At 54.3% G+C, this 20,520-nt stretch carries 21 protein-coding genes; 11 read left to right on the top strand and 10 right to left on the bottom strand.

Annotated elements, in window-relative coordinates; translation table 11 throughout:
• Window positions 1-98: 98 nt before the first annotated feature.
• On the top strand, window positions 99-407 hold the full coding sequence (locus ABEH87_RS14455; RefSeq protein ID WP_346577163.1) for a hypothetical protein: 309 nt from the start codon (window positions 99-101) through the stop codon (window positions 405-407).
• A 131-nt stretch (window positions 408-538) separates the two neighbouring features.
• Here ABEH87_RS14455 and ABEH87_RS14460 read toward each other — a convergent pair whose 3' ends face one another.
• The gene (locus tag ABEH87_RS14460) at window positions 539-1,477 is read right to left on the bottom strand and encodes a pectate lyase (RefSeq protein ID WP_346577165.1); all 939 of its coding nucleotides are present in this window, start codon (window positions 1,475-1,477) and stop codon (window positions 539-541) included.
• A gap of 637 nt (window positions 1,478-2,114) precedes the next feature.
• Here ABEH87_RS14460 and ABEH87_RS14465 point away from each other — a divergent pair.
• A complete protein-coding gene (locus ABEH87_RS14465; protein ID WP_346577167.1) occupies window positions 2,115-4,049 on the top strand; it encodes a methyl-accepting chemotaxis protein in 1,935 nt (644 codons plus the stop codon).
• A gap of 72 nt (window positions 4,050-4,121) precedes the next feature.
• On the opposite strand, the gene ABEH87_RS14470 is transcribed toward ABEH87_RS14465, so the two are convergent.
• Window positions 4,122-5,369 carry a mechanosensitive ion channel domain-containing protein gene (locus ABEH87_RS14470; protein WP_346577169.1) on the bottom strand — a complete coding sequence of 416 codons (1,248 nt, stop codon included), beginning with the start codon at window positions 5,367-5,369 and terminating at the stop codon, window positions 4,122-4,124.
• Window positions 5,370-5,574: 205 nt separating this feature from the next.
• Between ABEH87_RS14470 and ABEH87_RS14475 the strand changes: the two genes are divergently transcribed.
• Window positions 5,575-5,784: a hypothetical protein gene (locus tag ABEH87_RS14475; RefSeq protein WP_133841237.1), complete on the top strand. Its 210-nt coding sequence runs from the start codon at window positions 5,575-5,577 to the stop codon at window positions 5,782-5,784.
• Window positions 5,785-5,827: 43 nt separating this feature from the next.
• On the opposite strand, the gene ABEH87_RS14480 is transcribed toward ABEH87_RS14475, so the two are convergent.
• A complete protein-coding gene (locus ABEH87_RS14480) occupies window positions 5,828-5,959 on the bottom strand; it encodes a hypothetical protein (RefSeq protein ID WP_346577171.1) in 132 nt (43 codons plus the stop codon).
• 175 nt (window positions 5,960-6,134) lie between these two features.
• Here ABEH87_RS14480 and ABEH87_RS14485 point away from each other — a divergent pair, with 175 nt between their 5' ends.
• The gene (locus ABEH87_RS14485) at window positions 6,135-7,361 is read left to right on the top strand and encodes an MFS transporter (protein WP_346577173.1); all 1,227 of its coding nucleotides are present in this window, start codon (window positions 6,135-6,137) and stop codon (window positions 7,359-7,361) included.
• 352 nt (window positions 7,362-7,713) lie between these two features.
• A complete protein-coding gene (locus ABEH87_RS14490) occupies window positions 7,714-7,893 on the top strand; it encodes a hypothetical protein (RefSeq protein WP_346577175.1) in 180 nt (59 codons plus the stop codon).
• Window positions 7,894-8,044: 151 nt separating this feature from the next.
• On the opposite strand, the gene ABEH87_RS14495 is transcribed toward ABEH87_RS14490, so the two are convergent.
• The 4 genes from ABEH87_RS14495 to ABEH87_RS14510 form a co-directional block, all read right to left on the bottom strand.
• A complete protein-coding gene (locus ABEH87_RS14495) occupies window positions 8,045-8,326 on the bottom strand; it encodes a hypothetical protein (RefSeq protein WP_346577176.1) in 282 nt (93 codons plus the stop codon).
• Between the two features lie 256 nt (window positions 8,327-8,582).
• The gene (locus ABEH87_RS14500) at window positions 8,583-9,392 is read right to left on the bottom strand and encodes a hypothetical protein (protein ID WP_346577178.1); all 810 of its coding nucleotides are present in this window, start codon (window positions 9,390-9,392) and stop codon (window positions 8,583-8,585) included.
• Between the two features lie 50 nt (window positions 9,393-9,442).
• Window positions 9,443-9,892, bottom strand: coding sequence for a universal stress protein (locus ABEH87_RS14505; RefSeq protein ID WP_346577179.1), 450 nt, complete (start codon window positions 9,890-9,892; stop codon window positions 9,443-9,445).
• Window positions 9,893-9,904: 12 nt separating this feature from the next.
• Window positions 9,905-10,690 (bottom strand): IclR family transcriptional regulator, encoded by a 786-nt coding sequence (locus ABEH87_RS14510; RefSeq protein WP_346577181.1) that lies wholly within the window; start codon window positions 10,688-10,690, stop codon window positions 9,905-9,907.
• A 162-nt stretch (window positions 10,691-10,852) separates the two neighbouring features.
• On the opposite strand from ABEH87_RS14510, the gene ABEH87_RS14515 reads away from it, so the two are divergent.
• From ABEH87_RS14515 to ypdK, 3 genes are all read left to right on the top strand, one after another.
• Window positions 10,853-12,454, top strand: coding sequence for an MFS transporter (locus ABEH87_RS14515; RefSeq protein ID WP_346577182.1), 1,602 nt, complete (start codon window positions 10,853-10,855; stop codon window positions 12,452-12,454).
• 5 nt (window positions 12,455-12,459) lie between these two features.
• On the top strand, window positions 12,460-13,488 hold the full coding sequence (locus ABEH87_RS14520; RefSeq protein ID WP_346577184.1) for an HlyD family secretion protein: 1,029 nt from the start codon (window positions 12,460-12,462) through the stop codon (window positions 13,486-13,488).
• A gap of 99 nt (window positions 13,489-13,587) precedes the next feature.
• The gene (gene ypdK, locus ABEH87_RS14525) at window positions 13,588-13,659 is read left to right on the top strand and encodes a membrane protein YpdK (protein WP_156288194.1); all 72 of its coding nucleotides are present in this window, start codon (window positions 13,588-13,590) and stop codon (window positions 13,657-13,659) included.
• A gap of 42 nt (window positions 13,660-13,701) precedes the next feature.
• Here ypdK and alaC read toward each other — a convergent pair whose 3' ends face one another.
• Window positions 13,702-14,937 (bottom strand): alanine transaminase, encoded by a 1,236-nt coding sequence (gene alaC, locus ABEH87_RS14530; RefSeq protein ID WP_346577186.1) that lies wholly within the window; start codon window positions 14,935-14,937, stop codon window positions 13,702-13,704.
• 122 nt (window positions 14,938-15,059) lie between these two features.
• Complete coding sequence (locus ABEH87_RS14535) at window positions 15,060-15,587, bottom strand: GNAT family N-acetyltransferase (RefSeq protein ID WP_346577188.1); 528 nt, start codon at window positions 15,585-15,587, stop codon at window positions 15,060-15,062.
• A gap of 122 nt (window positions 15,588-15,709) precedes the next feature.
• Between ABEH87_RS14535 and ABEH87_RS14540 the strand changes: the two genes are divergently transcribed.
• The 3 genes from ABEH87_RS14540 (at window position 15,710) to ABEH87_RS14550 (ending at window position 19,512) form a co-directional block, all read left to right on the top strand.
• The gene (locus ABEH87_RS14540; protein ID WP_346577190.1) at window positions 15,710-16,951 is read left to right on the top strand and encodes a DUF1479 domain-containing protein; all 1,242 of its coding nucleotides are present in this window, start codon (window positions 15,710-15,712) and stop codon (window positions 16,949-16,951) included.
• Window positions 16,952-17,087: 136 nt separating this feature from the next.
• The gene (locus ABEH87_RS14545) at window positions 17,088-18,770 is read left to right on the top strand and encodes a sensor histidine kinase (protein WP_346577513.1); all 1,683 of its coding nucleotides are present in this window, start codon (window positions 17,088-17,090) and stop codon (window positions 18,768-18,770) included.
• 13 nt (window positions 18,771-18,783) lie between these two features.
• Entirely contained in the window at window positions 18,784-19,512 is a 729-nt protein-coding gene (locus ABEH87_RS14550) for a LytTR family DNA-binding domain-containing protein (protein ID WP_346577192.1), read from the top strand.
• Between the two features lie 30 nt (window positions 19,513-19,542).
• Here ABEH87_RS14550 and glk read toward each other — a convergent pair whose 3' ends face one another.
• Window positions 19,543-20,511, bottom strand: a complete 969-nt coding sequence (gene glk, locus ABEH87_RS14555; protein WP_346577194.1) for a glucokinase — start codon at window positions 20,509-20,511, stop codon at window positions 19,543-19,545.
• Window positions 20,512-20,520 lie beyond the last annotated feature (9 nt).

The raw sequence follows: 20,520 nt of genomic DNA on the forward strand, positions 1-20,520 counted from the left end.
GAGGGCAAAGACAATCTGCTCTTCGGTGAATCGTGACTTTTTCATCGGCACCACCTCCGTTCAGGGGAGTGTTTATCATGCCGGAATTCTGTTGCTGAATGGAGCAGGATTTTGGGTCAGGGTCAATTGCTGCAGCCCCGGCGCGCAGTGCATTGAAAAATGGTCACGCCGATCTGCAGCGCTATAAGCGGACAAAAAAGCAGTATGGCTATACGCATGATGCCAGAGCTTTTTTGCACATCAGGGACAATCTCTATCTGGCTGATGCACGTCAGGTCCTCAGGGACTATCAGGCCGATCGCGTGCCGGTTCCGCCTTATGAGTACGATTATGAGGCACCGTCTGCGGCAATGCTGGAGCGAGTCCGACGCTACGCGGGCAATACGCCGGAATACCCACACCCGTAATTTACGGCTAAGAAAAAGCCCCGGACCAGGCCGGGGCTGAACTGACTCACTTTTCCGTTACGGGTCAGATAACGGGATTAGCCGCTGTTACACAGTGCCATGTTAACTCATGCCCGGCGGGTTAACGTTAATCAGCCGCCAAAGACCAGCGTTGTTGACTTCGCTCCGGCGTTCGCCGCAGCGAACGTTTTCGCCTCATTGGCAGATTTTGCGCTGTAAGCGTAGTTGGACGCCGCCGTCCACTGACTCTTAGGCGACTTCTGATTGGTAATGGCAGGTACGCTGCCGGTATCGGTAAAGGTGCCCGTCCCTTTATCATCCAGCATGCCTTTGTTAGCGCTGCCCTCGCCGAAATAGTTATTTTCAGAGAGGATGTTAGCGTTCTGAGCCAGGGTAAAGCCAAGCTGGAACTTGTTGATATAGTTACTGTAAACGTGGAAGTAGCCGTAACGCATCAATCCCGGTGCCCGCACCTGCATATTATCAAAGTAGCTGTGGCAGATAGTCAGATGCGGAAAACCGTTATAGGCCGCATTATTATCGTCTGCCGGATGTCCGAGGATCAGGCCATATTTATGGTTGCCGAAATAGCAGTTACTAATGGTGGCATAGTCAGCCTTTTCACCGATATACACCAGCTTATCCAGACTGCCGTCACCGTCGGACCAGGTATGGCCGACAAACGAGCAGTGATCGATCCAGTATTTACTGCCATAGTTCAGGTAAAGCTGAATATCATCGTTGTCTTTAATATTGACCGAGTGCTGGAAAATCAGGTTCTGGAAAATAATATTCTGCGACGCAGAGGTGGCGCGGAAATGAATGTTGTTCAGTGTGCGATTCTGGAATGAACCCACAATCGTTTTATTCGAACCGAGATTTACCTTCGTCAGCGTGGAAGCAGTAATATTGCTGTTGATGACCAGCACGCGAGCCGTGCTGTCCCCGACATACTGGTTAAGCTGCGCCAGCGAGTTAATTTCCACCACCGAACCATTCCAGCCGCCTGTTACACTGGCTGCTTTTGCAAAACCGACCAGACCATTCAGCTTACTTGTTGGATATGTCATATAAAGCCCTTTTTCGCATTGCGTCGTATTAAAAAACACTGAGTACGACATCCTGTCGAAAGAGCCACCGGCATCATCACCGCTGGCCGCCCCGCTGGTCGACAGGCAAACAAAGCGGCCAGGCAGAGAATACTTTCACCGGAAAAAGATATCCCGCCCTGATTTATAGCCCCTCTGAGCCTGTGGTTTTATTATTCTGAAATCTGTCCCGATCAGGATTAAAATAAGACGTTAATCTCAAAAACCCACTTATCGGCGCAGTGAATTGAAACTTTAACGCATTGCTCCAATGTTAAGAAAAATGAATGCGTGTGGTTTAATTATCAACATGCAATTGCAGAAAATTCGAGATAAGTCGCTTTAAAATAGAAGAATGTATTAATACCCGCCGCCACCAGCATTAATAAATATAATCTTTTTTAAGCATGGACAATCACCCCGCGAAACCTATACTTCACAGTCTGTCCAGACAGTTTGCTTATAGGCTGATAATAAAACTCATTCGCATAATTGAGTGATGAAAAAGGACAGATGGAGAGAATGATTTTTTTAGCTTAATCAAAACCCAGAGGTTAATTCTTATTCACTCACCAATGGTTTGACTGAAAATCATATTGAACATAAGTGAAATTAAATAATGAAAAAAATACTTAATAATATTAATTTGCCTGCAAAATTTCTGATTCTGGCACTCTTCGCGCTGCTGCTGTTTGCCGTACCTTCATGGCTTTTTATCCATGAGGGTAACCAACAGATCAATGCTAAAGAGTTAGAGTTACAGGGTATCCCTGTGGAAAAAGAGATGCTAAACCTGCTTAATTTGATGCAGCGCCATCGTGCGGAAGCAGCCATAGCGATCGCGCAGAATGACCCTAATACCCCCGCTCGTCTGGCCTTAAAAGAGCAGATTAACCAGCTGAGTGCGGCTATTCAGACGACACTGCGCTCCGCCAGTAACGAGGGTGCGGCAGTGCAGATCTTTAGCAAGCTGACCGTGCAGTGGGACCAGCTTCAGCGCGACGTCGACAGCCGCCAGCTCACTCTGGCGACCAGCCTGAGCCGCCACGCTGAACTGATTCGCATGGTGCTTGATGCCAATGTTGAAGTCATTGATTTTTACGGTCTGTCACTCGACCCTGATTTAAATACTTACCAGTTTATTATCAGCTCATTTAGCCGACTGCCGGAATTAACGGAAACGCTGGGCCAGATCCGCGCGCGCGGAACGTCATTACTGGCCAGCAAACAAGCGATTCAGGACAGTGACTATGCGCGAATGGAATTTCAGATCCTCAATGGTCAGAATGCCCTGAGACTGTATAACGCCAACCTTGCAAAGTCGTTCACCACCGATGAAGAAGTGCGTGAGAAATTTAGCGCCAAAGCGGATACCGCCCTGCAACAGGCGAATGAAGCGTTAAAAATCGCCGGGGATGTCTTTGTCAGCCGCACAAAAACCGATCTGCAGCCTGCGGAGTTTGTTGCTGTCTTCACTAATGCGATCAATCAGTACAACAAATTTGGCAATGAAGCGAGTGACGAAATCGGCAATATGTTATCGGAGCAAATTGATCGCCACCGCACCTCTCAGTATGAACTGCTCGGCATCCTGGCGGTGCTCGCGCTGAGCGTGATTATTCTGGCGGTTTACATTATTCGCTCCATCACCGGCCCGGTCAGTGATGCCGCGAAGGTTGCCAGCGATGTGGCTGCCGGCGATTTAACGTCCAGTCTGGAAGTGACCGGTAATAACGAAATGGCCAGCCTGATTATGTCGCTGATGCAGATGCGTGAGCGCCTCTCCCTGTTGGTGGCTGATATCAAGGATAACGCCACAACGATTGCCACCTCCTCTGAGGAGATTGCGAAAGGCAATGGTGACCTGTCATCACGCACCGAGGAACAGGCCGCATCACTGGCACAAACGGCTGCCAGCATGGAAGAGCTCTCCTCGATCATCATGCAGAACGCCGAAAATACGCGCTATGCTGCCGGCATGGCGAGTTCTGCAACCGATGCCGCCCTGTTAGGCGGTGAAGCGATGGAATCCGTCCTGGTATCAATGCAGAAGATCAGCGCCAGCGCCGGTCAGATCGAAGAGATTATCAGCGTTATCGACGGTATCGCCTTCCAGACCAATATTCTGGCGTTAAATGCTGCCGTTGAAGCCGCACGCGCCGGGGAGCATGGCAAGGGGTTTGCCGTTGTTGCCGCAGAAGTCAGGGCGCTGGCTCAACGTTCAGCAACCGCCGCCAAAGAGATTAAGCAGCTGATCGGCCTCTCAGTGGAAAATGCCCGTCAGGGCATTTCAATGGCACAGGACGCCGGTGATAAGGTGAAGCAGAGTGTGGGTGCGATTGAGCAGACCGCGCAGCTGGTCAGCGAAATCTCCTCCTCTTCTCAGGAACAGAGCGCCGGGGTATCGCAGATTAACATTGCCGTGAATCAGATGGACCAGGTGACTCAGCAGAATGCCGTGCTGGTTGAACAGTCAGCCTCCTCGGCGGATGAGCTGGCTGCGCGCGCACTGCAGCTGCGTGAGCTGGTTGCCGTGTTTCGTACCGCACAGTAAAGGAGGACACATTAAAGATTGCTGACACAGGCAAGCCGGTGTGACCTGACATCACACCGGCCCTGCCATCATTCAGGGTGCAGACACGCCCGCAATCGCCCGCACGTCACTGCCGGTTGGTGCCTGATGTACGCGCAGACCAAACTCACCGATTACGGCAAAGATATGGTCGAAGATATCAGCCTGAATCCCTTCATACTCCAGCCAGACCACCGTATTCGTAAAGGCATACACTTCAACCGGTAAACCCTCGGCACCCGGTGCCATCTGGCGCACCATCAGCGTCATATCCTGACGAATCATCGGATGCTGACGCAGGTACTCGGTCAGATAAGCGCGGAAAGTACCCACGTTGGTCATCCTGCGCTGATTCAATACCGATGAGGCATTCTCCTGCTGTCCACCATTCCAGCTGTTGATCTCCTCCTGACGCGCCGCCATATAAGGTTTCAGCAGGCGTGCCTGCATCAGACTGGCCACTTCATCCTCAGACAGAAAACGGATACTGGTGGTATCTACATTAATGCAGCGCTTGATGCGTCGTCCGCCGGATGCGGACATGCCACTCCAGTTTTTGAACGCATCCGACACCAGCGCATAGGTCGGGATAGTGGTGATGGTGTTATCCCAGTTGCGCACTTTTACCGTGGTCAGCCCGATATCGGTCACTGCGCCATCAGCGCCGTATTTTGGCATTTCCAGCCAGTCACCCATCTTCAGCATACTGTTAGCAGAAAGCTGAATGCCCGCCACCAGACCGAGGATCGGATCTTTAAAGACCAACATCAGCACGGCGGCCATCGCGCCCAGCCCGCTGATCAGTATCGCCGGGGATTTACCAATCAGCAGCGAGATCATCATGATACCAATCACAATGGCGCTCAGCAGCTTAACGCCCTGGAATATACCCTTCAGCGGGAACTGTGCGGCGAAAGCAAACCGATATGATAAACCGGAAATCACGTCCAGCAGCGAGAAGAAGGACATCAGCGCATAGAGCATCACCCACAGCTGAGCACAGGTCGTCAGGATCAGCGCCGCGTCGCTCCCTTTTTGCAGCCACAGGACAGCCTGCAGATTGACGATCACCCCTTGCAGAGTAAACGCCAGGCGATGGAACAGCTTGTTCTGAGTAATAATTTGCAGCCAGAGATGACTGCTGTTCCTGGCACGCTTTTCGAAAGTACGCAGGACGATACGGTGCAGGATAAAGTGAATAATGACCGCGGTGAGAAAAATAATGCCAAAAATGACAATCAGTGAAGTGGTGTGATCCGGTTCGATTCCATATTGCTTTAATAAGCCGATCAACTGTTGCATAGCGCCTCCTTTTCGAACGAGGAGGGATCATGCCCTGTGGCAGAGGCAGGTTCAACCCTTACCGGCCATCGTCTGCTCCCGTCAGCGCTAAATAGATTTTCAGCAGAGGAATCGCCGCGAAAAACAGCGATATTCTGCGGATTGATTCGTCATTATTAACGTTAATCTGTAGGGATTGTCGTTGACTGTTGTACCGGAGCACCCTATGCCAGATAAAGATCCCGTTGTTGAACGCCTCTCTTTAGAGGTTCTTGCCCTGAGAAATATTGTGCAGATGCTGATCGCTTACGGCAATGTGCCGACGGGCGGCAAGCTGAACAAGTACCTGGAAAAAATTGCGGAAGAAGTTGAACACCGTGACGGGCGCGAAGCCAATAAAGCCATTGCCGATGTGATTCGCGGCTATATTCGCTGAGTGCTGACTTAATCCGCCCGATGAAAACGGGCGGATTAAGGTATCAGACCACTTTAAATACCGGGAAATCCTCCGCCAGCTGCCAGGCTGCAACGGCCGCATTCAGCACCAGGGTAGTGCTTTGATAAACGCGCAGCGAAACGTTAATTACTCTTAATAAATTGATATATATCAATAAATCACCTCACAGTTGATTCTGCATCTGCGCCCGGCATCCGGCCATTCATGTCGCTTTACAGGCATTTCATTCCCTGGTAATGGCAGTTCATGCCCTTTTCTCCCGTCGCTCAGAGGGCTGACTTACTATTGGCCTAATTTAAGATTCTTAGCATTCCCACCGGGAGATTTTCATGAACACAGCAACCGCAGGCAGTCGCGTTAACCGCACCCGCTGGTTAACCCTGATTGGCACCATCATTACCCAGTTTGCGCTGGGTTCGGTCTATACGTGGAGCCTGTTCAACGGGCAGCTTTCAACCAAGCTTGATACCAGTATCAGTCAGGTGGCCTTCTCGTTCGGGCTGCTGAGTCTCGGCCTCGCGGTGGCCTCTTCCGTTGCCGGTAAATTACAGGAACGTTTCGGCGTGCGTAACGTCACTATTGCCGCCGGGCTGCTGATGGCGGTGGGGCTGATGATGACCTCGCAGGCAGATAACCTGTTTATGCTCTATCTGAGCGCGGGTGTACTGGTGGGGCTGGCCGACGGTGCCGGTTACCTGATGACACTGTCGAACTGTGTGAAATGGTTCCCGGAACGCAAAGGGGTGATCTCCGCCTGTGCCATTGGCGCATACGGACTGGGCAGCCTGGGTTTCAAGTTTATCTGTAGCTATCTGTTAAGTGTTTACAGCCTGGAAACCACCTTTATGATCTGGGGTGGCCTGGCGATGAGTATGATCGTCTTTGGTGCCCTGCTGATGAAAGAAGCGCCGGTACAGCAGGCGAACACCAGCAAAACGTCCCAGCAGTCGCGCGATTACTCGCTGGCCCAGTCAATGCGTCTGCCCCAGTACTGGATGCTGGCACTGATGTTCCTGACCGCCTGCATGAGCGGCCTGTACGTGATTGGCGTGGCGAAAGACATTGGCGAAAACATGGTCAACCTGAGCGCGCAGACGGCGGCCAGTGCGGTGACCATCATTGCGATTGCTAACCTCAGCGGCCGCCTGGTACTGGGCGTACTGTCAGATAAGGTCGCACGTATTCGGGTGATTACGCTGGCGCAGGTGGTCTCTCTGGCGGGAATGAGTATTCTGCTGTTCAGCCATATGAGTGAAAGCAGCTTCTTTATCGCCATCGCCTGCGTGGCCTTCAGCTTCGGCGGCACGATTACCGTTTATCCGTCCCTGGTCAGCGACTTCTTCGGTCTTAACAACCTGACAAAAAACTACGGGGTAATTTATCTGGGCTTCGGGATCGGCAGCGTGATGGGTTCGCTGATTGCCTCCCTGTTCGGTGGTTTCACCGTTACCTTCAGCCTGATTATGGCGCTGCTGGTCATCTCCCTGCTGATGTCAGCCACCATCCGTATGCCGCATAAACCGGCAGAGGCGAAAAAAGCGCTGCAGCACGCCTGATGGTTCCAGCGAGTCATCCACGCCCGCCGCTGACAACCACGGCGGGCGTAAAGACAACAACAGGAGATAGCAGATTCCCCCTGAAAAAACGCTGTGGTTATTTGGTTTAAGTTCACCCGGTTATATTCTCTCCAGCAGAAAGACGTCCCTTCCCCTACTCTTACTTTCAGATGACTCCTGGTCAGCAAAAAATGTTTTCATCCTTTTCTGATTCAATTAATATCATCGTTTAGAATAAATTTTCTCGTTGAATTATTTTGAAATACATTTTCTAATAACTCTACATTCGCGGCATTATTCCTCCACTTTTCTTTCGTAAAGTTGTAGTCATTGAAAAGGGCAGGAGATGAATATGAAAACAATAATTAAAGCGACCTCTGTAATGGCTCTGATTGTTATGTTAAGCGGCTGTATTATCGCCCCGCCTCATCATCGCGATGGGGGCGGATACCACGGCGGTGGCGGGTATCATGGTGGCGGGGGTTACTACGGCGGTTATCACCACGGTGGTGGTCCACGGCGCGGCTGGTAAAGAATTCGGTGAGGAGACTCACTGATAGACGCTGAACCCTGACGGTGTTTCGTTAAGGGTTCAGGGTTGGGTGGGCAAAGCCTGCACACAGCAATATAAAAGAAATGTAGAGTAGCAATAAATTGGGCGGGAATTTTCCCGCCCTTATTTTTTAACTTTTAATACTGTAATTACATTGATACCAGGCCTTTTGCAGACCCGGTACATGGCTCTTCTGCGGTTTCAGAGGCTCCACTTTGTCAAAGCCACGCTGCTGGCAATAACGTTCAATATCTTTTTCCATCGCCGCTTTATCCACGCTTGTCGGATCAAAACGATACTGCACGGTATTGACGGCCGGATCTTCATCGACCTTTTCAAACGCCCCTGGTTTGGTGGAGGTACAACCCGCCAGCAGCAAAAGCGCGAATGCGCCGATTATTTTAGTTTTCATCATAGTTTCCTTCTTTTTAGCGGCGCATCATAACAATACCGTTTACCGGATCCATCAGACGGTGGAGCATTTGCACAATTTTACTTTTCATATGCAAAGTTTTGCCGATGGAATCGATTCAGTCAGACGTTTAGCGTAACGGCGGTTTCAATGCGAATATGCCTACAGACACCGAGAGGTGTCTGCGCAACACCAGGAATTGTTTTGTTATAATTAGAATGACTTATGCCCGCGGCGAGCGGGCTTTTTTCCGGAACTAATTACCAGTTCCACTAATAATTATACGTAAGACATTTGCCGAGTCTTTACCCGTAAGTGCCAGAACCGACTGATAAAGATCAATCGTCATATCACACAGTTTGCTCTCACTGACTCCGCTCTCCGCCGGTGTATTCAGCGTCTGCAAATCACTGCCCCAGCGCTGATACAATCCTCCGACAACCGCCTGAAGCTGAACCCTTCCCTGTTTTAAATCGACAGGTTGCTCAACGCCCCGACTGTGCTTCAACAGCACGTCCATCGACTGTAATTCCCGATCGATTAATGCTTTCGGCAACAGCTCGCTGACGCTGACCCCGCCCTTCACCTGGGGAAACAGGAAACGAAAACACTGCCCGGCTCCCAGCTTGCGCATCTGTTTCATCTGCTCCAGCGAGACCTGCATATAGTCGATCAGGTCCTCATCGCGGGCTGCATTAATACGCTGATTAAGCAGATCAGCCACCATCGGGCGCAGACGGTCAATCGCCTGCTGCGGCGGCATGCCGGCGCGCAGATGGCTGAGCAGCTCATCATAGGCCTGCTGATACAGATCGGGCTGCTGCTCCCTGACCGTGCGCCACACCGGCAGCGTGGCCAGCTGTGCCGCAGCGGCGTCAATCTTAGCCAGCTGCTGCTGTTCCGGCCTCATCCAGCCAAAGTAATAAAGATTACCCGCGAGAAGCGGAAGGACAAACAGCAGCAACGCCGCTGCGGTTGACAGTTTTTTGCGTTTTCGCAGCATGCCGGTGACCACCAGCCAGACCAGAGCGGAGAACAGCGAGGCAAGAATAGCGTGAGAAATCAAAACAGGTTCCTGAAATTATCAGGCCGGCTGGGCGGCCTGTCAAAACACAGTTAGTCGGCGCGCACGTCAAGCAGTACCGGGCAGCTGGCGCGTTCAATGACCGCAGCGCTGCACGATCCTTTTAACAGGCGATTAAAAGAGGAAAGATGGCGACGGCCCATAATAATCATCGCCGCATGCAGACGGTTTGCTTCAGAGACAATCGTTTCCGCTGATTCCCCCGCCACCACTCTGCCGCGAGCCGTAACCCCGGCGCGATGCAGCTCAGCCAGCGCCTGGCGCACCACGGCCTCCGCCGTATTCTGCTCATCCAGCGCCAGACCAAAATCACCGGGGTCTTCCCCCGCTTCGATTTCAAACGGGCCGGCATCGGCATAGCTGATGTCCACGCAGCACACCACCACCACGTCGGCCTGCAGTGCCAGCGCCTGCTCAGTCGCCAGCGAAACCACCTTACGGGCAACCACCGAGTTATCAACCGCGACTAAAAGCGTTTTCATAGCCTTCTCCTGTCAGTCTCGTAATGCCGCTTTTCCAATTTCATCGATCAGCGCCTCCTTGCATTTAAGGATCGCCTCGCGATTACGCGCTTCATGGCGCTGGAAACGGGCGCCAGGGATCAGAAGGCTGATGGAAAAGCGCCCCAGAATAGTATCGATCGCTACCGCCATGGTAGAGATCCCTTCCAACGTCTCGCCCCGGTCATAGGCCAGGCCGGTACGGCGAATTTCGGTTAAGTGAGCCAGCAGCGCGGGAAAATCGCGCACGGTCAGTTCCGTGATGGCCTGGTAAGCCTCACCCACCAGCTGTCTCGCGGTTTCATCACTTTCCAGAGCCAGCAGTGCACGACCGCCGGAGGTGCTGTAAAGCGGCAGGTTCATGCCGATCCTGGGGACGACCCGCAGCTCACGGTCGGCCACCACATAGTGCACGATAGCCAGCTGCAGGCCGCTGGCGCGCGCCAGCGAGACGGTTTCCCCGGTGGTGTCACACAGCGTCTGGAGCCAGGGCTGGGCGATGGCCACCACATCAGTGTGAACGTTGGCAATCAGCCGCAGTAATGCCGGGCCCAGGCGCACTCCACCGGCCACACTGTGGCTGCGAACCAGCTGCACCGAGTCCAGCGCGGCGACAATCCGCTGCACGGTGGAACGCGGTAGATCGACCGCCTGAGCAATTTCGCCCAGGCTCATTCCGTTCGGTTTGGCACCCAGCGCATCCAGAATTTTTGCCGCACGGGTGATCACCTGTATGCCGCCGGTGCGCTCGTCATCGCGGCAGTTTGAGGACTCAAACATTGGGATTCTCTTTCCTTGTCATCGGCAAATACTGTAGCACTATTTGGCTTACTGAACACGCTGTATCACATTGCAATACAGCGCATCACCATGTAATATCGCTGGCCTTGTATCACGATGCAATACAGTGCATCGATAATAATAGCATCCGGAGTTCCTGCAATGAACAGCCCACCGGTGGCCATGCCGCCGCCACACCCTTTTACTCTGCGCCTGGCGCTGGGTCTGGTGGGAGTGTTGATCGCAGCGCTCAGTTCCGGTCTTAACGACCGCGTTACCGATCTGGCCCTCGCGGATATCCGTCCGGCGCTCGGCATTGATTTTGATACCGCCAGCTGGATCACCTCCGCGTATCAGGCAGCAGAAGTCGCCGCGATGATGGTCGCCCCCTGGTTCGCCGTCACATTTTCACTGCGCCGCTTTACGCTGACCGTCACCCTCGCTTTCTGCCTGATTGCCGCTTTGCAGCCGCTGGTCAGCGGGGCAGCGGGCTTTATTGCGCTCAGAGTTATCCAGGGGATCTTTGGCGGGGCGCTGCCGCCGATGCTGATGACCGTCGCGCTGCGCTTTTTACCGCCCGGCATCAAACTATACGGGCTGGCGGCGTATGCCATGACGGCAACGTTCGGTCCGAATATGGCCGCATCGCTGGCCGCGTTCTGGACCGATTCTGTCGGCTGGCAGTTTACATTCTGGCAGGTGATCCCCCCGTGCCTGATTGCCGCCCTGCTGATGGGCTGGGGACTGCCGCAGGACCCGCTCAGGCTGACGCGTTTTCGTCAGATTGACGCGCTGGGAATGCTGACCGGCTGCAGCGGCATTGCCCTGCTGATACTTGGGCTGACTCAGGGTGAACGGCTTGACTGGTTTCAGTCACCGCTGATTAGCGCCATGCTGCTGAGCGCCGCCGCCCTGCTGCTGGTGTTTCTGATTAATGAATGGTTCCACCCGCTGCCGCTGTTCAGACTGCAGATGCTTGAGCGAAAAAACCTCACGCACGGTCTGCTGGTGCTGGCGGGGGTGCTGATGGTGTCACTGTCAGGATCGGCCCTGCCCTCTGCGTATTTTGCCCAGGTTGAAGGGTTCCGCACCGCGCAGTTCGCCCCGCTGGCACTGACGATTGGTCTGCCACAGCTGCTGATCGCCCCGCTGATTGCCAGTTTGCTCAACCGGCGCTGGATAGACTGCCGCTGGATGCTGACGGCAGGTGCCGGGTTAATGATCCTTTCCTGTCTGCTGGGGATGCAAATCACCGCGGAATGGGCGCGTCAGAATTTCTGGTTAATTCAGATATTACAGGCGTTCGGCCAGCCGATGATGATCCTGCCGGTGCTGATGAGCGCCACCAGTGTGGTGCTGCCACCGGAAGGGCCTTTTGCTTCCGCGATGTTTAATACCGTACGCGGTTTTTCCAGCATCGCGGCCGGCGTGCTGGTCGAAAATTTCCTGACCCACCGCGAGAAGTTTCACTCCCACACGCTGGTCGATCAGTTGGGTAACCGTCCGTGGCTGATGACCGCTACCGGCAACGATACGGCCAGCAGCCTGATGCCGCTGCTGCCGGATGGTTCCGTCAGCTCGGTGGAGAACCTCAGCCATTTCAGCATGCTGGTCAGACATCAGGCCGTAGTCCTCAGTATCGCTGACAGCTATCTGCTGCTCACCGGCTTCGCACTGCTGCTGATCCTGCTGACGGCCTGGCTGCCAAAACGCGTCTGGCCACCGCAAACCCTGTTAACTTCAGCTCCGCCAACATCAGGATAATGATAATGAGCTTCACACCTGCTAAACGCACCGCTTTGCTGGCGCTCCTGCTGCTGGTCCTTCTGATCGCCGCTTTTTTTATCTGGTCAGCGATGAACCGCCATCATCTGCGTACCGATGATGCGGTAGTGACCGCCGACTACACGCTGGTTGCCCCGAAAGTGTCGGGCTATATCCGCACGGTAAACGTGTCAGACAACCAGCAGGTTAACGCTGGCGATGTGCTGGCCACCATTGATGACCGCGACTATCGCGTGGCGCTGGAGACCGCCAACGCCAACCTGCAGGTCAGCGAAGCCAGTCAGGCCAGCATTCAGGCACAGCTTGAGCAACAAAAAGCCACCATTGCCCAGGCCGAAGCCGCCGTCAGCGCCAGCCAGGCGACGCTGAACTATGCCGGACAAAATGCCGACCGCTATCGTCGCCTGCTGAAAAGCGGCACCGCAACAGCCGATGAACAGCAAAAATCCAGTTCCACCATGTTGAGCGCGGCAGCGCAGGTAAAGCAGAGTCAGGCCGCCTTAATCGCAGCGCATAAAGAAGTCGCCGTATTACAGGCCAGCCTGAAACAGGCACAGGCAAACAGCGCGGCCATGCAGGCCAGCGTCGATCAGGCGCAGCTCAATCTTTCCTATACCCGGATTACCGCTCCAATTTCCGGCAGTGTGGGTCAGCGTGCAGTCCGTCAGGGGGCATGGGTTGCTGCGGGCACGCGCCTGCTGGCGGTCGTGCCACTCAGACAAAGCTATGTGGTGGCTAATTTCCTCGAAACGCAGCTGGCCAATGTGACGGCCGGACAGCCGGTGTCCATCGCCGTTGATGCGCTTCCCGGCGTGATACTACGCGGTCATGTTGACAGCATTGCCCCGGCAACCGGCTCCACGTTTGCCGCTATCGCCGCTGATAATGCCACCGGCAACTTCACCAAAGTGGTGCAGCGTCTGCCGGTGAAAATCGTGCTGGAGCCGGGCCAGTCGAACCTGGAGCGTCTGCGCGTTGGCATGTCCGTGGTGCCTGAATTAGAAATGCATTAATGTGAGAAAGGTCTCATAACAATGGCCTTTATTTTGCAGGGTAATGCGGGTAAATTAGCCTCCGAGCCTGCCCAAACCGGGCGTTCAGAGGAATTTTTCGTGAAATATGCTTTGATGGGAATCTCTTTTATCCTGTTAATCTGGGTTGGCACTTTCTATCTGATGCTGTAGGGATAAAAGTGAAGGGGTCAGGACAACCTGACCCTTACTGTTTTACACCTCGTCTTCGCTGCTTTTTGCGGTGCTCGCTAAAATACCCTCCGCCCGGAACATGGCTTTAATGCCCCTGACCGCCTGACGAATACGGTCGCTGTTTTCAATCAGCGCAAAACGCACGTGCGTGTCGCCGTAATCACCAAACCCGATACCCGGTGAGACACAGACTTTTGCTTCCTGAAGCAGTAACTTGGCAAACTCCAGCGAGCCGAGATGCGCATAGTGGTCCGGGATCTTCGCCCAGACATACATCGACGCTTTCGGGTTATCCACCATCCAGCCGGCCTCATGCAGCCCTTTGACCAGCACATCGCGACGGCGCTTATACTGTTCGGCAATATCGCGTACGCACTGCTGATCGCCTTCCAGCGCCGCAATCGCCGCGACCTGAAGGGGGGTAAACGTGCCGTAGTCGTGATAGCTCTTGATACGCGCCAGCGCCGACACCAGCTCTTTGTTTCCCACCATAAAGCCAATGCGCCAGCCCGCCATGTTGTAACTTTTCGACAGCGTGAAGAACTCAACCGCCACGTCGCGCGCGCCAGGTACTTCCATAATTGACGGGGCTTTCCAGCCGTCATAGACAATATCGGCATAGGCCAGATCGTGGATCACCAGCACGTTGTACTGCTTCGCCAGCGCAATCACCCGCTCGAAGAAGTCCAGCTCCACGCACTGCGCGGTCGGATTCGACGGGAAGCCGAGGATCATCATTTTTGGTTTCGGGTAGCTTTCACGAATCGCGCGTTCCAGTTCGTTGAAGAAGTCCACGCCCGCCACCAGCGGAACGGAACGCACCTGCGCACCGGCAATCACCGCGCCGTAAATATGGATTGGATAGCTGGGGTTGGGCACCAGCACCGTGTCGCCGTGATCGAGCGTCGCCAGCATCAGATGCGCCAGCCCCTCTTTTGAACCGATGGTGACAATGGCCTCCGATTCCGGGTCAATGTCCACCTGATAGCGGTCGGCATACCAGCGTGAGATGGCGCGGCGCAGGCGTGGAATACCGCGTGAGGTGGAGTAACCGTGGGTATCTTCACGCTGGGCCACAGTGCAGAGTTTCTCCACAATATGTGGCGGGGTCGGCCCGTCCGGGTTACCCATGCTGAAGTCGATAATATCTTCACCGCGACGGCGTGCCGCCATCTTCAGTTCTGAGGTGATGTTAAAAACGTACGGGGGAAGGCGTTCAATACGGGAAAAACGGCGTGGGGAACTGTTGTCAGCCATAGCATAGCATCCTCTGAATCACGTAAGCGCCCGGACCATCCGAGCGACGCTGACCACTGCGGTGGTCGAGGAATTAACATATCTTACATTTCTGTAACCTGTCGAGGGGCAGAATAAAATTTTTATCGGGCCGGATTGATGCGCCCGAACACCCAGTCATTCACCCACTGGCCGCGTAACAGATAATTATCCCGCAGCGTCCCTTCCAGCATGAAGCCGTTTTTCTCCAGCACCCGACGCGAAGCGTGGTTGCCCTCCACCACCTGCGCTTTGAGTTTATGGAACTCGCAGTCGCTGAACAAAAAATCGCACAGCGCTGCCAGCGCCTCGCTGCCGTATCCCTGACCAAAGCAGTCGCTGAACAGGGAATAGCCGACTTCGGCCTGACGATGTGGCGCCCACTCCGGGTTCGCCCCCATCAGTCCCACCGCGCGCCCACTCTTTTTCAGCCGCACCACCAGGCACAGCATATGGAAGCTGGTGACCTGCCAGGGGGCCAGCCGGTCCTGAAAACGCTGGCGAATCTCCGCCAGCTGCGGCACCGCGCTGATAAATTTCATGCAGGTTTCGTCGCTGTGTACCGCCAGGAAAAGCTGCCAGTCTTCAGGCTGCAGCCGGGTCAGAATCAGTCGCTGAGTCGTGAGTTGCATCAGTCTTCTCGCTAAAAGGGGAAAAACCACAAAGAACACATCTCTTTTATCTGCCGCTTTTTCGCCGTGTAATGATCCGCAGATTCACACCATGATAATGAATTTGTTACAGGAGAACGACAATGACGCACCTTAAAATTGACAATATTCCTGACGCCATTCGCACCGTCAAAAAACAGCTCCGCCAGCAGCTTCCTCACTATCGCGAAGTCTTTGCCGAACTGAATAACGATATGCGTCGGCAGATTGACGCACTTCACGCTGAACAGCAGCGCGGTGAACATCCGGTGCCACAGCTTGAGGCCGACGACATCCTCCATCACCGGGTCAGCGAGCAGCAAAAGAACCTTATCCGCCAGCGCGGCTGCTGCACGGTACGCGGCGTCTTTTCCCGGACGCAGGCCAGCGCGTGGAATGACGACATTGGCCGCTATCTTGACGACAATCAGTTTGTCGATAAATTAAAAAATGCGGCGGAAGACAACTATTTCGGTGATTTGAAGCAGGGAAAACCGCAGATTTACGGCGTCTACTGGTCGCAGCCGCAGGTGCAGGCACGGCAGGATGCGCGCATGCAGGCAGTGCAGGTGTTCCTCAATTCGCTCTGGCAAACTGACAGTCAGGGTGAGCAACACTTCGACCCGACGCGCATCGTCAGCTATGCCGACCGTATTCGCCGCCGTCCGCCGCACTCCGGCTCGCTCGGTTTATCTCCGCACGTTGACGGCGGCTCGCTGGAGCGCTGGTTGGATGAAAATTTCCGTCACGTTTACCGCCATGTGTTTAGCGGCAACTGGCAGCAGTACAATCCTTTTGATGCCGAAATGCGCACCGAAGTGCGCGAGTTTCCGTCCCCCGCCGTCTGCTCAATGTTCCGTACTTTCCAGGGCTGGACTGCATTGACGCCGCAGCGCCAGCACGGCGGTACGTTAAAACTGCTGCCGATTGCCAATGCGATGGCGTGGATTTTACTGCGCGCCTTACAGGATGATGTCGCTGAGGATGACCTGTGCGGTGCCGCGCCGGGCCGTGCTCTGTCAGTGAGTGAAAAATTCCATCCTCTTTTACTTGAAGGTTTTTCCTCTATTCCCGATATGGAACCCGGTGACACGGTATTCTGGCACTGCGACGTGGTTCACGCCGTGGAAAATGAGCATCAGGGTGAATTCGACAGCAACGTGATGTATATCGCCGCCGCACCGTGGTGTGAAAAAAATGCCGCCTATCTGCAACGTCAGTGGCCGGCCTTTGTTGACGGACGTTCGCCACCTGACTTTGCTGCCGACAACTTTGAAGTCGATTTTATCGGACGGGCAACAGAGCAGGATCTCACCCCGCTGGGTAAAAAACAGATGCTGTCGTAGCCGCAACGGGCGAGGCGCGCCTCGCCCGGACTGAACCGGCCCTCCGGGGCAACCAGACTGGCACATCCCCCGCACTTTCCCTATCATAGGCGCATTATCCCCACCAGCCGAGACGCCCGTGCATTCGATGTTTGAGATGTTGCTCGCCGTGTTTGACCGCGCAGCGCTGATGTTAATCTGCCTGTTCTTTATTACCCGTACCCGTCATTTCCGCCAGCTGTTGCAAAAAGATGAGCATTCGCGCCAGGAGCTGTTCGCCGTGACGGCGATTTTTTCCCTGTTTGCCCTGTTCAGCACCTGGACCGGCGTCAATGTCGAAGGCTCACTGGTCAACGTACGTACCATTGCCATCATGTCTGGCGGGATCCTCTTCGGCCCCTGGGTTGGCATTGCCACCGGGGTCATTGCCGGGTTACACCGCTTCCTGATTGATATTGATGGCGTCACCTCGGTGCCCTGTCTGATCACCAGTATTGTTGCCGGTATCGTCTCCGGCTGGATCAACCTGAAAGTGGTGAAAGAGAAGCGCTGGAGTATGGGGATCATTGGCGGTATGGCCTGTGAATCACTGACCATGCTGCTGATTGTTTTATGGGCCTCCCCCACCTCGCTCGGCCTGGATATTGTTTCAGAAATCGCCATCCCGATGATCCTCGGTGCCGTGAGCATCGGTCTGATCGTGCTGCTGGTGCAGAGTGTGGAGGGCGAGAAAGAGGCCATCGCGGCACGCCAGGCGAAGCTTGCGCTGGATATTGCCAATAAAACCCTGCCGCTGTTTCGCCAGATTAACAGCCATTCTCTGCGTCAGGTTTGTCATATCATCCGCGACGACATCAATGCCGATGCGGTGGCAATGACCAACACCCGGCAGATCCTCGCCTATGTTGGCGTGGGCGAAGAGAACTACCGCGACGGGGACGACGGCATCAGCCCGACGACCACGGCGGCGATTACGGAGGGGAAAATCATTATTAAAAATAACGACGAAGCCCACCGCACCCCGGAAATTCACTCGATGATTGTCATCCCGCTGTGGGAGAAAGGCGAGGTCACCGGGACGCTGAAGATCTACTACCGTCACGCTCACCGCATCACCTGGTCGCTGAAGGAGATGGCGGTCGGTCTGTCGCAGATTATCTCCACTCAGCTGGAGGTATCACGCGCCGAGCAGCTGCGGGAAATGGCTAACAAGGCCGAGCTGCGCGCGTTGCAGAGTAAGATCAACCCTCACTTTCTGTTTAACGCCCTGAATGCCATCTCGTCATCCATTCGCATTAATCCGGACACGGCGCGCCAGCTGATCACCAACCTGTCACGTTACCTGCGTTATAACCTTGAGCTGAACGATGACGAGATCATCGACATCAAAAAGGAGCTGTATCAAATCAAGGACTACATCGCCATTGAACAGGCGCGCTTCGGCGATAAGCTGACGGTGATCTACGATATTGAAGAAGACGTGAGCTGCTCCCTGCCCAGCCTGCTGATCCAGCCGCTGATCGAGAACGCCATTGTGCACGGCATCCATCCCTGCCGTGGCAAGGGGGTGGTCACGCTGAGCATCCACGACCAGGGCGACCGCATACGTATTGCGGTGCGCGACACCGGACACGGTATCAGTGAAGAGGTGGTGGCGCGGGTGAAGAACAACGAAATGCCGGGTAACAAGATTGGTCTGCTCAATGTGCACCACCGGGTAAAACTGCTGTACGGCGAAGGGCTACATATCCATCGTCTGAATCCGGGCACTGAAATTGCCTTCTATATCAGCAAAAACGGTGCCGGCCTGCCGGAAAAATCCACGACCTCATTAGCCTGAACCGGGAGACGGTGTGAAAGCAATCATTGTAGAAGACGAGTTTCTTGCCCAGCAGGAGTTAAGCTGGCTGATCCGTGAGCACAGTCAGATCTCGATTGAAGCGACGTTTGATGACGGGCTGGACGTGCTGAAATATTTGCAAACTCATCAGGTGGATGTGATCTTCCTTGATATCAACATCCCCTCGCTTGACGGCATGCTGCTGGCGCAAAATATCAGTAAGTTTGCCAGTAAACCGCTGATTGTGTTTATTACCGCCTACAAAGAACATGCGGTGGAAGCCTTTGAGCTGGAAGCCTTCGACTATATTCTTAAGCCGTGGTCCGAAATGCGCATTATCACCCTGCTGCGCAAGCTGGAAAACCATGCGCAAAGTCATCCCGCTCTCAGCCAGACCGCCGCACGAGCGGCACCGCACACCATTAACCTGGTGAAAGATGAGCGCATTATCGTTACCGATATCAATGATATCTACTATGCGGAAGCTCACGAGAAGCTGACGTTTGTTTATACGCGGCGGGAAGAGTATGTGATGTCGATGAATATCACCGAATTTTGCAGCAGGTTACCGGATGAATACTTCTTCCGCTGCCACCGCTCTTACTGCATTAATCTCAGTAAGATCAGAGAGATCGAACCCTGGTTCAACAACACCTATATTCTCAAGCTGCGCGATCTTGAATTTCAGGTGCCCGTCAGCCGCAGTAAGGTCAAAGAGTTTCGTCAGCTGATGCGGCTGTAAGCGGCAGCACCAGCTGACAAACGGCAGGAATTACAGCACCAGACCCAGCTTCTGACGCAGGTGTGCACCCGCACCGAGCAGGCCTGGCTGATCGTGGGTGATCAGATAAACAGGAATGCCTGAGACATAATCTTTAAACCGACCTTTGTCCTCAAATGCCGCCCGAAAACCGGACGCTTTAAAGAACTCCAGGAAGCGTGGAACAATCCCTCCGGCGATATACACGCCGCCGAAAGTGCCAAGATTCAGCGCCAGATTGCCGCCAAAACGCCCCATAATCACGCAAAACATCGACAGCGCACGGCGGCAGTCGGTACAGCTGTCCTGCAGCGCGCGTTCGGTGACATCACGGGGTTTCAGATTTTCTGGCACCCGGTCATCTGATTTAACAATCGCCCGATAGAGGTTGACCAGCCCGCTGCCGGAGAGCACCCGCTCGGCAGAGACATGGCCCAGCTCTTCACGCAGCACTTCCAGAATCTGATCTTCTTCTTCGCTATTGGCGGCGAAATCAACGTGCCCGCCTTCGCCCGGCAGGCTGACCCAGCGTTGATCCACATGTACCAGATGCGCCACCCCCAGGCCGGTTCCTGCACCATACACTGCGACCGGCTTATCCTGCACCGGCGCTGCGCCTCCGAACTGCAACACATCCTGTTCCGTCAGCATCGGGATCGCCATCGACACGGCGGTAAAATCGTTGATGATTTCCAGCGTTTCAAAACCGAGGCTGGCTTTCATTTTACTGGTTGAAAATGCCCAGTCGTGATTGGTCATCTCCACCCAGTCTTCGGTGATCGGACAGGCAATGGCGATACTGCCATGCTTGATATCCTGCTGCTGCTGTTCATCAAGATAGGCGCGGATCACCGCTTCGAGATTGTCATACTCTGCGGTGGAAAACGTTTTGGCCTGTGATATCTCACCGTTATCAACGTCACACAGTGCCAGGCGCGCATTTGTCCCGCCAACATCACCTACCAGGGCATAGCTGGTCATTATTGTTCT

Origin of the sequence: Erwinia sp. Eh17-17 (genome assembly GCF_039675725.1) — a bacterium.
Taxonomy (GTDB): domain Bacteria; phylum Pseudomonadota; class Gammaproteobacteria; order Enterobacterales; family Enterobacteriaceae; genus Erwinia.

Excerpts from the sequence above, each read along its gene's own strand:
- ABEH87_RS14455 (WP_346577163.1), top strand. The coding sequence starts at position 99 with ATGGAGCAGGATTTTGGGTCAGGGTCAATTGCTGCAGCCCCGGCGCGC.
- ABEH87_RS14460 (WP_346577165.1), bottom strand. The coding sequence starts at position 1,477 with ATGACATATCCAACAAGTAAGCTGAATGGTCTGGTCGGTTTTGCAAAA.
- ABEH87_RS14465 (WP_346577167.1), top strand. The coding sequence starts at position 2,115 with ATGAAAAAAATACTTAATAATATTAATTTGCCTGCAAAATTTCTGATT.
- ABEH87_RS14470 (WP_346577169.1), bottom strand. The coding sequence starts at position 5,369 with ATGCAACAGTTGATCGGCTTATTAAAGCAATATGGAATCGAACCGGAT.
- ABEH87_RS14475 (WP_133841237.1), top strand. The coding sequence starts at position 5,575 with ATGCCAGATAAAGATCCCGTTGTTGAACGCCTCTCTTTAGAGGTTCTT.
- ABEH87_RS14485 (WP_346577173.1), top strand. The coding sequence starts at position 6,135 with ATGAACACAGCAACCGCAGGCAGTCGCGTTAACCGCACCCGCTGGTTA.
- ABEH87_RS14490 (WP_346577175.1), top strand. The coding sequence starts at position 7,714 with ATGAAAACAATAATTAAAGCGACCTCTGTAATGGCTCTGATTGTTATG.
- ABEH87_RS14495 (WP_346577176.1), bottom strand. The coding sequence starts at position 8,326 with ATGAAAACTAAAATAATCGGCGCATTCGCGCTTTTGCTGCTGGCGGGT.
- ABEH87_RS14505 (WP_346577179.1), bottom strand. The coding sequence starts at position 9,892 with ATGAAAACGCTTTTAGTCGCGGTTGATAACTCGGTGGTTGCCCGTAAG.
- ABEH87_RS14510 (WP_346577181.1), bottom strand. The coding sequence starts at position 10,690 with ATGTTTGAGTCCTCAAACTGCCGCGATGACGAGCGCACCGGCGGCATA.
- ABEH87_RS14515 (WP_346577182.1), top strand. The coding sequence starts at position 10,853 with ATGAACAGCCCACCGGTGGCCATGCCGCCGCCACACCCTTTTACTCTG.
- ABEH87_RS14520 (WP_346577184.1), top strand. The coding sequence starts at position 12,460 with ATGAGCTTCACACCTGCTAAACGCACCGCTTTGCTGGCGCTCCTGCTG.
- alaC (WP_346577186.1), bottom strand. The coding sequence starts at position 14,937 with ATGGCTGACAACAGTTCCCCACGCCGTTTTTCCCGTATTGAACGCCTT.
- ABEH87_RS14535 (WP_346577188.1), bottom strand. The coding sequence starts at position 15,587 with ATGCAACTCACGACTCAGCGACTGATTCTGACCCGGCTGCAGCCTGAA.
- ABEH87_RS14540 (WP_346577190.1), top strand. The coding sequence starts at position 15,710 with ATGACGCACCTTAAAATTGACAATATTCCTGACGCCATTCGCACCGTC.
- ABEH87_RS14545 (WP_346577513.1), top strand. The coding sequence starts at position 17,088 with ATGTTGCTCGCCGTGTTTGACCGCGCAGCGCTGATGTTAATCTGCCTG.
- glk (WP_346577194.1), bottom strand. The coding sequence starts at position 20,511 with ATGACCAGCTATGCCCTGGTAGGTGATGTTGGCGGGACAAATGCGCGC.